The sequence below is a fragment of the Jejuibacter sp. L23 genome, assembly GCF_050815825.1.
Classification (GTDB): Bacteria; Pseudomonadota; Gammaproteobacteria; order Enterobacterales; family Enterobacteriaceae; genus Jejubacter; species Jejubacter calystegiae.
The window spans coordinates 349,373-362,388 of record NZ_CP138199.1; the positions used below are offsets into that span (position 1 = coordinate 349,373).

Genomic DNA, 13,016 nt, shown 5'->3' on the forward strand with positions numbered 1-13,016 from the left:
CTGAACGCCGTCGTCACCTGGAGTGTGATACGGCGCGGCAGTCAGGTGTTAAGGCGGAGGATTACGCACCTTAATAGAGAAGTGTTATTGCATGATGAAATGCATTTTTATCATATATATTTCTGTAAATAAGATCTGATTCCTGGCGATATATCGCATATTGTGATTTTGATAGCATTATTTACTGCTTGCTCTTTGACCGGAATCAGGCGGATGACTACCTTGATTAAGGGCATTTTTTATTCACCCGTCATGATTCTTATAAAGAGGGAAGTAAGAATGTTACATAAGCATGAGTCCGTCCTGCATCTCACCTGCCTGAGTCAGGTTTCCGTCGCCCAACTGGCACCCACATTCGCCACGCTGCCTGCCACGGCTCACGCCGATGGTCAGTACCGGCTGCGACGCTATTCCGTTGTTCGATTCCGCCACGGAGAGGTGGAAGAAGTTGATAAGCATGATTTTGTTCAGTCCAGCGATATTAACCGCTTTCAGGGCAATGTGGTGCGCCGCTTTGAACCGCTGGAGTCCACCACGCTGAAAAGCGACGGTCTGCGTGAGGTTTGCCGACTGTTTGTGGAAAGTAACGGGTTGCCAGACGGACAGGAGATTGAGATCCACCAGATGCGTGTTACCGCGATCTACGATGAAACCCAGGTGGCGCCGGAAGGGATCCATCAGGACGGGTTTGATCATATCGCGCTGGTGGCGATCGATCGTGAAAATATCGTCGGCGGTGACGTCATGCTGTACAGCAACAACCATGAGGCGCCATTCTTCCGCAAGGTGCTGGAAAATGGTGAAGTAGCCATGCTGGCCGACCATACGTTATGGCATAACGCCAGCCCAATCCGGGCCGTCAGGCAGGGTGAGGAGGGGCATATGGATGTCTTCGTACTCACGGCCAGGGAGCAGCCCAATGAACTTCACGCCTGAAGCGGTACGCGCGCAGTTTGGCGCACTTTCCGCCCCGGAAGTATCGCCGCCGCCGGTGTTTCTTGATGGACCCGGCGGCACCCAGGTGCCGGTATCGGTGCTGGAGGCGATGGCGGGTTACCTGGGGCGCAACAATGCCAACCTGGGGGGCCATTATTTCTCCAGCCGTAAAACGGAAGCCCTGGTACGCCGCGCCCGGGAATCGGTGCAGGCGCTGCTGAATGCATACGCGCCGGACAACATCGTGTTTGGCGCCAGCATGACGGCGCTGACCTTCCATCTTAGCCGTATTATCAGCCGTGAGTGGCAACCTGGCGATGAGATTATCGTCACCGCGCTGGATCACTATGCCAATGTTTCCAGTTGGCAGCAGGCGGCGGACGATCGTCAGGTGGTTGTTCGCCAGGTGCCGGTTAACGAACCAGAATGCACGCTGGATGTGGAGCGTATCTGCGAGCAGATTGTTCCCGCCACCCGACTGGTGGCGGTATGCCTTGCTTCCAATACCACTGGCAGTATTGTCGATGTGCGGCGCATCGTAGAGGCAGCGCATAAGGTCGGGGCCATGGTTTACGTGGATGCCGTGCATTATACGCCCCATCACCTGCCGGATGTGCAGGCGTTGGGCTGTGATTTTTTGGTCTGCTCCGCCTATAAATTTTGTGGCCCGCACGTTGGTATGGCGTATATCGCGCCGCGTTGGTTACAGGCGCTTCGGCCTTATAAGGTGGCGCCAGCGACCGATATTGGCCCCGGGCGTTTTGAAACCGGGACTCTGAGCTTTGAAGGGTTGGCAGGTGTGGTGGCCGCTATTGAGTACCTGGCCCAGTGGGGAACGGAAGAAGCACCGTTACGCCAGCGTCTGCAGGAGAGCTATGCCTGCTATCAGCTTCATGAACAGGCGCTGAGCGAATATTTTCTGGCGCGTCTGCAGGCAGTAAACGGTGTACGTCTCTACGGTGTTAACAGTGCCGATGCCCGACTCAGAACGCCTACGTTCGCGCTGACCTTTGAAGGACGGTCGCCCGAGCGGATCGCCAGAGGCTTAGGGGATGAAAATATCTGCGTGGGGAACGGTCACTTCTATGCTCAGGGGCTTATCCGGCAACTGGAGCTCGCAGAGCGGGGCGGGGTGGTGCGTATTGGGTTGATGCACTACAACACCCGCAGCGATATCGATCGCCTGTTTGAAACACTGCGGCGAATAGTTGGTTAATCGTCCATTTTAGAATGCAGGCTGCTATTTGATGGGCCTGTATTTTTGAGAATACGTAATGTACCGACCAGTTTCCCGGGAATCTGCTTTGCACCTTCTTTCTGTAGTATAATCCGCCATCGCCGTTTCCATTCGTACACTCCTCAGGAGACATACGGGAGACAGATAAGTCCAAAATACGCCAACAAGTGTAAACATGCACCAGAACCCAGAATCGCAAAACGCATTGCAAAACGGCGCTGCCGTAACTTCCTTTCTCCCCCATCGTTTTTCCGTTGCGCCAATGCTCGACTGGACGGACAGACACTGCCGTTATTTTCTGCGCCAGTTATCGCGCCATGCGTTGCTCTATACCGAGATGGTAACCACCGGCGCCATTATTCACGGTAAAGGGGACTACCTGGCTTACAGCGAAGAGGAACATCCGGTCGCGCTGCAATTGGGTGGTAGCGATCCCCAGCAGTTGGCGCACTGCGCCCGTCTGGCGGAAGAGCGCGGCTATGATGAGGTTAACCTGAACGTGGGTTGCCCGTCGGATCGCGTACAGAATGGGCGCTTCGGCGCTTGCCTGATGGGCGAAGCGCAGCTGGTGGCGGACTGCATTAAAGCCATGTGCGACGTGGTTTCCATTCCGGTAACGGTAAAGACCCGTATCGGCATTGACGACCAGGACAGCTACGCATTCCTGTGCGATTTCGTCGGTACAGTGGCGGAGCAGGGCGGCTGTGAAACCTTTATTATCCATGCCCGCAAAGCCTGGCTTTCCGGCCTGAGCCCGAAAGAGAATCGCGAGGTTCCGCCGCTGGACTATCCGCGGGTTTATCAGCTTAAGCGCGATTTCCCGCAGTTGACGATGTCGATTAACGGCGGCATTAAGTCCCTGGAGGAGGCGCAGGCCCACTTACAGCACATGGATGGCGTGATGGTAGGGCGTGAGGCGTACCAGAATCCGGGCATTATGGCAGCGGTGGATCGGGTGATTTTTGGCACCACCGGGCCGGATGCCGACCCGGCGGCGACGGTGCGGGCCATGTATCCCTATATTGAGCAGGAACTGAGCCGCGGAACTTATCTGGGCCATATTACTCGCCATATGCTGGGCCTGTTCCAGGGCGTGCCGGGCGCGCGCCAGTGGCGACGTCATTTGAGCGAAAACGCCCACAAACCTGGCGCAGGTATCCAGGTGGTGGAGCAGGCGCTGGCGAAAGTCGTCAGGGATCGTTAATTTCTGCGCCACTTAATGGTGAATTTCACTACGCCCGGGGCAACGCTTCGGGCGTTTTTGTTATTTTTCAACAAATTATTTCTGGCACGATTCTTGTAATACTTCGGGGGTCTGTAATAAGGAGCAAACCATGCTGGAACTGATTTTTGTCCTGGGATTCTTTTTTATGCTGCTGCTGACGGGAATCTCCCTGCTGGGGATCGTCTGCGCGCTGTTTGTCGCTACCCTGCTGATGTTTGCCGGCGGCCTGTTCGCCCTGATGATTAAAGTGCTGCCCTGGCTGCTGCTGGCCGTGGCGGTGGTCTGGATTATCCGCGCTTTTAAAGAGAAAAAATCACACAATCGCGATGAGATTATCTTTGGTCAGCCGCGTCCGTATCGACGCACCCGCCGCCGTTACACCCGGTAATGCGGTGTCGATCACAGACCGGCAGATTTCTGTCGGCTTTGTGAAGCTGTCCCAGGATTTGGTTCAGAGATCTGTTATTCTGTGCCCCGAATTCATCGCTTGTACCCTACATCCAGGCGAACGATAAAAAAGAATGGGCTTCCTTCGGGAAGCCCAAATTCTTTCTAGGGTATCAACAGGCTGGAGCCCTGGGTGGTTCGGCTTTCCAGCACCTTATGAGCCCGGGCGGCGTCGCTCAGAGAAAAAATCTGTTGTGGCCGTACGTCGACTTTAATCACGCCGCTGGCGATCAGCGAGAACAGTTCGCTGCTGGCCTCATCCAGCTCGGCCTGAGTGGTGACATAGCCGAACAGGGAAGGGCGGGTGACATAGAGCGAGCCCTTCTGATTCAGAATGCCCAGATTCACGCCAGTGACCGGCCCGGAAGAGTTACCAAAGCTGACCATGAGTCCACGCCGCTGCAGGCAGTCCAGTGAGGCTTCCCAGGTCGATTTGCCCACCGAGTCGTATACCACCGCCACTTTATTGCCATTGGTGAGTTCACGCACCCGCTCTGCGATATCCTCTTCCCGATAGTTAATGGTGCGCCAGGCGCCGGCCTGTTGCGCTTTTTCCGCCTTTTCCGCCGAGCCGACGGTGCCGATAAGGCGGGCGCCCAGCGCCTTAGCCCACTGACAGGCAATAGTGCCTACGCCGCCAGCCGCAGCGTGGAACAGGAAGGGTTCATCCGGTTTCACCTCATAGGTTTTGCGCAGCAGATAAAAGACGGTCAGTCCTTTCAGGAAAGAGGCTGCCGCCTGTTCAAAGCTAATGGCATCGGGCAGGCGCGCCACTTTATCGGCAACCACGTTATGCACCGAACTGTAGGCACCCAGGGCCGACTGGGCATAAACCACCCGATCGCCCTCTTTCAGGTGGCTGACGGCGGAGCCGACTTTGCTTACGATGCCTGCGGCTTCGGTCCCCAAACCGCTGGGTAACGTTGGTGGTGGGTAGAGCCCGCTACGCACGTAGGTGTCGATATAGTTGATGCCAACGGCTTTGTTTTCGACCTGAACTTCGTTATCGGTCGGATCTTTGGGGGTAAAGTCGACCGCTTTCAGTACCTCCGGTCCGCCGTGTTCAGTGAATTCAATTCGCGTTGCCATGTGATCTCCTTTTGGGTCGAGGCAAGATTAAAGGGTATACTTCCCGGTCTCTCTCTACAGATACCTGAGCATTTAATTCACTATGGCAGGAAAAACCCCCTTCAACAAACCCTCCGAAAGCCGCGAGCCGCGCGATCGGGAGGTCGATGCGCTGAAAGTGCCGCCCCATTCGTCGGAAGCTGAGCAGTCGGTGTTGGGTGGATTGATGCTGGATAACGAACGCTGGGACGATGTGGCCGAGCGCGTGGTGAGTGAAGACTTCTATACCCGTCAGCATCGCCTGATCTTCACCGAAATGCACCGCCTGCAGGAGCAGGGGCAGCCCATCGATCTGATTACCCTTTCCGAATCTCTGGAGCGCCAGGGCCAGCTGGAAAGCGTGGGGGGATTTGCTTATCTGGCGGAGCTGTCGAAGAACACTCCGAGTGCGGCCAATATCAGCGCCTACGCCGATATCGTGCGCGAGCGGGCAGTGGTGCGCGAGATGATCTCCGTCGCCAACGAGATTGCCGATGCTGGTTACGATCCCCAGGGACGTACCAGCGAAGATCTGCTCGATCTGGCAGAATCGCGGGTTTTCCAGATAGCCGAAAACCGCGCTAATAAAGATGAAGGTCCGAAGGGGATCGATAAGATTCTGGAGGCCACCGTCTCCCGTATCGAAACTCTGTATCAACAGCCCCACGATGGGGTCACGGGTATCGATACCGGTTATCAGGACCTGAATAAAAAGACTGCCGGTCTGCAGCGTTCGGATCTGATTATTGTGGCGGCGCGTCCCTCCATGGGGAAAACCACCTTCGCCATGAACCTGTGCGAAAATGCCGCCATGCTGCAGGATCAGCCGGTGCTGATCTTCTCGCTGGAGATGCCCGCCGAACAGATTATGATGCGTATGCTGGCTTCACTTTCCCGGGTGGATCAGACCCGCATTCGTACCGGCCAGCTCGATGACGAAGACTGGGCGCGTATTTCAGGCACCATGGGCATTCTGCTCGAAAAGAAAAACATGTATATCGATGACTCGTCAGGCCTGACGCCGACCGAAGTGCGTTCCCGCGCGCGCCGCATCTACCGCGAGCACGGCGGGCTCAGTCTGATTATGGTCGACTACCTGCAGCTGATGCGCGTGCCGTCGCTTTCCGATAACCGTACCCTGGAGATCGCCGAAATCTCCCGCTCCCTGAAGGCGCTGGCCAAGGAGCTTCAGGTGCCGGTGGTGGCGCTCTCCCAGCTTAACCGCTCTCTGGAGCAGCGAGCCGATAAGCGCCCGGTAAACTCCGACCTGCGTGAATCTGGCTCTATCGAACAGGATGCCGACCTCATCATGTTTATCTACCGTGATGAGGTCTATCACGAAAACAGCGACCTCAAAGGCATTGCGGAGATCATCCTCGGTAAACAGCGTAACGGTCCTATCGGGACGGTGCGTCTGACCTTTAATGGTCAGTGGTCGCGGTTTGATAACTATGCCGGGCCGCAATACGACGACGAATAATTATTTGGCTATTTTATTTGCGATTTTGGGATTGGGCAGTGCTCGCCATCCTCACGTACTTCAGTACGCTCCGGTGGTTACGCGCTGGCCGCACCCAAACTCGCTGCACCAATAACGCCAAATGGCTAATCGAAAAGAATTAAGGAATGAACATGCAAGCGGCAACCGTGGTCATTAACCGCCGCGCCCTGCGACACAATCTGCAACGCCTGCGTGAGCGGGCACCGGACAGCCGCCTGGTGGCGGTGGTGAAGGCCAACGCCTACGGTCATGGTCTGCTGGAGACGGCCCGTGCGTTGAGCGATGCCGACGCTTTCGGCGTGGCAAGGCTGGAAGAGGCGCTGCGCCTGCGGGAAGGGGGCATTCGCCAGCCCATTCTGCTACTGGAGGGCTTCTTTTCCCCAAGCGACCTGCCGCTGCTGGCACAGCATCAACTGATGACCTCGGTCCACAGCGAAGAACAACTGGTGGCACTGGAGCAGGCGCAGTTGAGCGAGCCGGTGACCGTCTGGATGAAGCTTGATACCGGAATGCATCGACTCGGTGTACGTCCGGAGCAGGCGGAAGCCTTCTGGCAGCGGCTGTCGCGCTGCCGCAACGTGCGTCAGCCGGTCAATATCATCAGCCACTTTGCTCGTGCCGATGAGCTGGAATCGGATGCCACACCGCGTCAGCTCGATATCTTTAATAGCTTCAGCGCCGGTAAACCGGGGCTGCGTTCGATTGCCGCTTCCGGTGGGCTGCTGTTCTGGCCCGATTCACACCTCGATTGGGTACGCCCCGGCATTATTCTGTACGGGGTATCGCCGCTTGAAGAGCGTCCCTGGGGAGCGGAGCTGGGATTCGAGCCTGCGATGTCGCTGATGTCGTCTCTGATCGCGGTTCGCGACCATAAGGCAGGGGAGCCGGTGGGCTATGGCGGTAGCTGGGTCAGCGAGCGTGATACGCGGCTGGGCGTGGTGGCCATGGGCTATGGCGATGGTTACCCACGCTGTGCCCCCTCCGGCACGCCGGTGCTGGTAAATGGCGAAGAGCGGCCCATTGTCGGCCGGGTGGCGATGGATATGATTTGCGTTGACCTTGGGCCTGAAACCCGGGCACGTGCTGGAGATTCGGTGGTGCTATGGGGCGAAGGGCTGCCCGTCGAGCGTATCGCGGAGATAACAAAAGTTAGTGCTTACGAACTTATCACGCGCCTGACGCCGCGGCTGATGCTGAAATATATCGACTGACTCATCGACAGGTTGCCGGTATGCTGTCCGGCGCCTGTTTCCCCTGGCGGGCGTTTTAACGAATCCATAACCTGCCCCTCGATCTCCCTGCACTTCCGGTTTATTGTGTTACTGATGCCTCGCCGTGTCGCCACGGGCGGAGGCTGCCTCACAACAGCCAATAACAATCAGGAGAATCCGGCGTGTTTCAGAATGTTGACGCCTATGCAGGCGATCCCATCCTCTCGCTCGTGGAACGTTTTCGGGAAGATCCCCGCAGCGATAAAGTTAACCTCAGTATCGGCTTTTACTATAACGAAGAGGGGATCGTTCCCCAGTTTCCTGCCGTAGCTGAGGCCGAAGCGCGCCTGAGCGCCACACCCCACGGCGCTTCGCTCTATCTGCCGATGGAAGGGCTGGGCGATTATCGCAGCGCCATCGGGCCGCTGCTGTTCGGCGCCGACAGCCCGCTGCTGAAAGCGGGAAACATCGCTACCATCCAGACCCTGGGGGGCTCGGGCGCTCTGAAGGTGGGAGCCGACTTCCTGAAACGCTACTTCCCTGATTCCGGCGTTTGGGTCAGCGACCCGACCTGGGAAAACCACGTAGCAATATTCGAGGGGGCTGGATTCGAAGTAAACACTTACCCATGGTTTGATGATGAAACCAAAGGCGTGCGCTATGAAGCGTTGCTTGAAGCGCTGAACAACCTGCCAGCGCGCAGCATTGTGCTGCTGCATCCCTGTTGCCATAACCCCACCGGCTCCGATCTGACCGATGCCCAGTGGGACGGCGTGGTCGAAGTGCTGAAGGCGCGCGATCTGATTCCATTCCTTGATATCGCCTATCAGGGCTTTGGCGGCGGTATGGAGCAGGACGCTTACGCGATTCGCGCTATTGCCGGTGCCGGGCTGCCTGCGCTGGTCAGTAACTCCTTCTCTAAAACCTTTTCGCTCTACGGTGAGCGGGTGGGAGGGCTGTCAGTGGTCTGTGAAGATAGCGATGCTGCCTCCCGGGTCTTTGGTCAGTTGAAAGCGACGGTGCGCCGTATCTATTCCAGCCCGCCAGAGCACGGCGCGCGTCTTGTTGCCACGGTGTTGAACGATCCCGAACTGAAGGCGAGCTGGCTGGCGGATGTTGAAGCGATGCGTAAGCGTATTATCGCTATGCGTCAGGCGCTGGTAGAGGTGCTGGACCAGGCGCTGCCGGGCCGTGATTTTGGTTATCTGCTGCGCCAGCGCGGCATGTTTAGCTATACCGGCCTCAGCCCGCAGCAGGTCGAGCGGCTGCGCGAAGAGTTTGGTGTCTACCTGATCGCCAGCGGCCGTATGTGCGTAGCGGGCCTTAATAGCCGAAACGTCACGCGTGTGGCACAGGCTTTTGCGGCTGTAATGTAAATACTCACTTACCTTTAAGGTGCTGTCACATCGGCAGTGTGCTGGCACCTTTCCCTGTCAGTCATGGCGCTGGCCCGGAAATTTTCAGCGCCGGGTTTTACCTTTTCCCGGTCTGATACACACTTAAAGAGATCCATTCGTTATACGGAGCCGTTTATGTGGTACCAACAAACTCTGATTCTGAGCGCAAAACCGCGCGGTTTTCACCTGGTTACCGACGAGTTACTGGGACAAATGCGCGAGTTGGCCGATATTCAGATTGGGTTACTGCATCTGCTGCTCCAGCATACCTCCGCTTCCCTGACGCTGAATGAGAACTGCGATCCTACCGTGCGCCAGGATATGGAGCAGCACTTCCTGCGGACAGTGCCGGAAAATGCCCGCTATCAGCATGACTATGAGGGGCCGGACGATATGCCAGCCCATATTAAATCGTCGCTGCTTGGCGCCTCGCTGACGCTACCGGTTCGTCTTGGCCGCGTGGAGCTGGGGCGCTGGCAGGGGATCTGGCTGGGGGAGCACCGGATTCACGGCGGTTCCCGGCAAATCGTCGCGACGCTACAGGGGGAGTAAAACGATGACCAGTTCGGAGTTGTTGCAGTACTGCATGGCGAAGACCGGAGCGCAGCAAAGCGTCCACAGTGACTGGAAGGCAACCCAGATTAAGGTGGGGGATGTGTTGTTTGCCATGGTGCAGGAGGTGGATGGGCGACCGGCGGTATCGCTGAAGACCAGTACGCCCCTGGCGGATTTGCTGCGTCAGCGGCATCAGGATCTGTTTCCCACTCCGCATCTGAATCAGGATAAATGGAGCACGCTGTTTCTGGACGGATCGCTTCCGGCTTCGCAGATATACTCTCTGGTGAATGATTCATACCAGCAGGCGCTGGATCTGCTGTCGGAGGAGAAACGCAGGAAACTGATGGGGGGATGAAGGGAATCGGCGCCTTTCCCCGCAGCGAGGAAAAGCGCCATCAGCGTTACTTCTGTTCCAGTAACGGCTTCAGGAAACGCGCGGTGTGAGAAGTTTCGCACTCCGCCACCGTTTCCGGCGTGCCGGAGACCAGAATCTCACCGCCGCCGCTGCCGCCTTCCGGACCCAGATCGACAATCCAGTCGGCTGTCTTAATCACATCCAGGTTATGTTCGATAACCACGATGCTATTGCCCTGATCGCGTAATTGATGCAGCACGTCCAGCAGTTGCTGAATATCGGCGAAGTGCAGACCGGTGGTCGGTTCGTCCAGAATATACAGGGTCTGGCCGGTACCGCGTTTCGACAACTCGCGTGCCAGCTTCACGCGCTGGGCCTCGCCGCCGGAAAGCGTGGTGGCCGACTGGCCCAGCCGGATGTAAGAGAGACCAACATCCATCAGAGTCTGGAGCTTGCGCGCCAGGGCGGGCACGGCGTCGAAAAACTCCCGCGCCTCTTCAATAGTCATATCCAGCACTTCATGGATATTCTTGCCCTTGTACTTAATCTCCAGGGTTTCGCGGTTGTAACGCTTGCCCTTACACTGGTCGCAGGCCACGTAAACATCCGGCAGGAAGTGCATCTCAACTTTGATCACGCCGTCGCCCTGACAGGCTTCGCAGCGGCCGCCGCGGACGTTAAAGCTGAAACGGCCTGGCGTATAGCCGCGTGAACGGGACTCCGGTACTCCGGCGAACAGTTCGCGCACCGGTGTAAACACGCCGGTATAGGTAGCCGGGTTGGAGCGCGGCGTACGGCCGATGGGGCTCTGGTCGATATCGATCACTTTATCGAAGTGCTCCAGTCCCTGAATATCGCGGTAGGGGGCCGGTTCGCCGCTGGTGGCGCCGTTCAACTGACGCTGAGCGATGGGGAACAGCGTATCGTTAATCAGCGTCGATTTCCCCGATCCGGATACCCCGGTGATGCAGGTAAACAGTCCAACTGGCAGGGTCAGGGTGACGTCCTTCAGGTTGTTGCCGCGAGCGCCGGTCAGCTTCAGCACTTTTTCCGGATCGGCGGGAACGCGTTTTTTCGGTATCGCTATCTGGCGCTTGCCGCTCATATACTGGCCGGTCAGGGATTCCGGCACCGCCATAATGGCGTCCAGCGAACCTTCCGCCACCACCTGACCGCCGTGAACACCGGCGCCGGGGCCGATATCGATAATGTGGTCGGCGGCGCGAATGGCGTCTTCATCATGTTCCACCACAATCACGGTGTTACCAAGATTGCGCAGATGGATCAAGGTACCCAGCAGGCGTTCGTTATCGCGCTGATGCAGGCCGATGGAAGGCTCGTCCAGCACGTACATGACCCCTACCAGACCGGCGCCAATCTGGCTTGCCAGACGGATACGCTGGGCTTCGCCGCCGGAGAGCGTCTCTGCGGAGCGGGAAAGCGTCAGGTAATTCAACCCCACGTTGACCAGGAACTTCAGGCGATCGCCAATCTCTTTCAGCACTTTTTCGGCGATTTTTGCCCGCTGTCCGGCAAGCTTCAGGTTGGCGAAGAACGCCATGGCGTGACCGATGCTCATATCGGAGATGGTCGGCAGCGTGGTGTTTTCCACAAATACGTGGCGCGCTTCGCGCCGCAGACGGGTGCCGTTACAGCTGGTGCAGGGGCGGTTGCTGATATATTTGGCCAGCTCTTCGCGCACCGCGTTGGATTCGGTCTCTTTGTAGCGGCGTTCCATATTGTGCAGCACCCCTTCGAAGGGATGACGACGTACCGAGGTATCGCCGCGGTCATTCACATACTTAAATTCGATAGACTCCTTACCGGAGCCATAGAGCACTACGTTGCGCACTTTATCGCTCAGGCTTTCCCAGGGGGCCTCAACGTCGAATTTATAATGCTCCGCCAGCGAACGCAGCATCTGGAAATAGTAGAAATTGCGCCGATCCCAGCCGCGAATGGCGCCCCCGGCCAGCGACAGCTCGCCATTCTGCACCACCCGATCGGGATCGAAATATTGCTGAACGCCCAGACCGTCACAGGTGGGACAGGCACCGGCCGGGTTGTTGAAGGAGAACAGGCGTGGCTCCAGTTCGCGCATGCTGTAACCGCAGATGGGACAGGCGAAGTTGGCGGAAAACAGCAGCTCTTCGGCTTTGGGAACGTCCATATCGGCGACCACCGCGCTACCGCCAGAAAGCTCCAGCGCTGTCTCAAAAGATTCCGCCAGACGCTGCGTCAGATCTTCACGTACCTTAAAGCGATCCACCACCACTTCGATGGTGTGCTTTTTCTGAAGCTCCAGCTTTGGCGGATCCGACAGATCGCATACCTCGCCATCGATACGGGCGCGGATATAGCCCTGGCTTGCCAGGTTCTCCAGGGTTTTAACGTGCTCGCCCTTACGTTCTTTGATAATCGGTGCCAGTAGCATCAGCCGCTTACCTTCCGGCTGGCTCAGGACATTGTCCACCATCTGGCTAACCGTTTGAGCCGCCAGCGTCACGTCGTGATCCGGGCAGCGGGGTTCGCCCACGCGGGCAAACAGCAGTCGCAGGTAATCGTGGATTTCCGTAATGGTGCCCACGGTAGAGCGCGGGTTATGGGATGTCGACTTCTGCTCAATGGAGATGGCCGGGGAGAGCCCTTCGATATGGTCGACGTCCGGCTTTTCCATCAGCGACAGAAACTGACGCGCATAGGCGGAGAGGGACTCGACATAGCGGCGCTGACCTTCCGCATACAGGGTGTCAAACGCCAGCGATGATTTACCCGAACCCGACAGGCCGGTCACGACGATCAGCTTGTCTCGGGGAATTACCAGATTGATATTCTTGAGATTATGGGTGCGGACACCCCTGACTTCTATCTTGTCCATTTAGCTTTCCCGGATACTAACCCGCTGCCAGAAACGGCTAATTATGACACAATTAATCCTGAATGGATATCCAGTGTTCCTCTGTAACAAATGAAGCATAGGCAACTTTAATGGAACGACGGGCACAGCTATAAACTCTAACAGTGGCGTGATAGAATCGCGGG

General features: G+C 57.2%; 11 protein-coding genes. 9 read left to right on the forward strand and 2 right to left on the reverse strand.

Annotation, left to right across the window (positions count from 1 at the left end; genetic code table 11):
- The first annotated feature begins 279 nt into the window (after positions 1-279).
- The 4 genes from SCU88_RS01605 to pspG all read left to right on the forward strand — a co-directional run bounded on the left by SCU88_RS01605 (position 280) and on the right by pspG (position 3,786).
- Complete coding sequence (locus SCU88_RS01605) at positions 280-936, forward strand: 2OG-Fe dioxygenase family protein (RefSeq protein ID WP_138095340.1); 657 nt, start codon at positions 280-282, stop codon at positions 934-936.
- Positions 920-2,152, forward strand: a complete 1,233-nt coding sequence (locus tag SCU88_RS01610) for a cysteine desulfurase-like protein (RefSeq protein ID WP_175341839.1) — start codon at positions 920-922, stop codon at positions 2,150-2,152. Before SCU88_RS01605 ends, SCU88_RS01610 begins: the two co-directional genes overlap by 17 nt.
- A 196-nt stretch (positions 2,153-2,348) precedes the next feature.
- Positions 2,349-3,377 carry a tRNA dihydrouridine(20/20a) synthase DusA gene (gene dusA / locus SCU88_RS01615; protein ID WP_175341840.1) on the forward strand — a complete coding sequence of 343 codons (1,029 nt, stop codon included), beginning with the start codon at positions 2,349-2,351 and terminating at the stop codon, positions 3,375-3,377.
- A 130-nt stretch (positions 3,378-3,507) separates the two neighbouring features.
- Complete coding sequence (pspG, locus tag SCU88_RS01620; protein ID WP_138095343.1) at positions 3,508-3,786, forward strand: envelope stress response protein PspG; 279 nt, start codon at positions 3,508-3,510, stop codon at positions 3,784-3,786.
- A gap of 164 nt (positions 3,787-3,950) precedes the next feature.
- On the opposite strand, the gene SCU88_RS01625 is transcribed toward pspG, so the two are convergent.
- On the reverse strand, positions 3,951-4,934 hold the full coding sequence (locus SCU88_RS01625; protein WP_138095344.1) for a quinone oxidoreductase: 984 nt from the start codon (positions 4,932-4,934) through the stop codon (positions 3,951-3,953).
- Between the two features lie 82 nt (positions 4,935-5,016).
- Between SCU88_RS01625 and dnaB the strand changes: the two genes are divergently transcribed.
- From dnaB to SCU88_RS01650, 5 genes are all read left to right on the forward strand, one after another.
- The gene (gene dnaB, locus SCU88_RS01630; RefSeq protein ID WP_138095345.1) at positions 5,017-6,432 is read left to right on the forward strand and encodes a replicative DNA helicase; all 1,416 of its coding nucleotides are present in this window, start codon (positions 5,017-5,019) and stop codon (positions 6,430-6,432) included.
- A gap of 152 nt (positions 6,433-6,584) precedes the next feature.
- A complete protein-coding gene (gene alr / locus SCU88_RS01635) occupies positions 6,585-7,664 on the forward strand; it encodes an alanine racemase (protein WP_175341841.1) in 1,080 nt (359 codons plus the stop codon).
- Between the two features lie 182 nt (positions 7,665-7,846).
- Positions 7,847-9,040, forward strand: a complete 1,194-nt coding sequence (locus tag SCU88_RS01640; RefSeq protein WP_138095347.1) for an amino acid aminotransferase — start codon at positions 7,847-7,849, stop codon at positions 9,038-9,040.
- A 156-nt stretch (positions 9,041-9,196) separates the two neighbouring features.
- Positions 9,197-9,613, forward strand: a complete 417-nt coding sequence (locus tag SCU88_RS01645) for a secondary thiamine-phosphate synthase enzyme YjbQ (protein WP_175341842.1) — start codon at positions 9,197-9,199, stop codon at positions 9,611-9,613.
- A gap of 4 nt (positions 9,614-9,617) precedes the next feature.
- Positions 9,618-9,974, forward strand: a complete 357-nt coding sequence (locus SCU88_RS01650; protein ID WP_168198870.1) for an MmcQ/YjbR family DNA-binding protein — start codon at positions 9,618-9,620, stop codon at positions 9,972-9,974.
- A 46-nt stretch (positions 9,975-10,020) separates the two neighbouring features.
- On the opposite strand, the gene uvrA is transcribed toward SCU88_RS01650, so the two are convergent.
- The gene (uvrA, locus tag SCU88_RS01655) at positions 10,021-12,852 is read right to left on the reverse strand and encodes an excinuclease ABC subunit UvrA (protein ID WP_175341843.1); all 2,832 of its coding nucleotides are present in this window, start codon (positions 12,850-12,852) and stop codon (positions 10,021-10,023) included.
- Between the last annotated feature and the right edge of the window lie 164 nt (positions 12,853-13,016).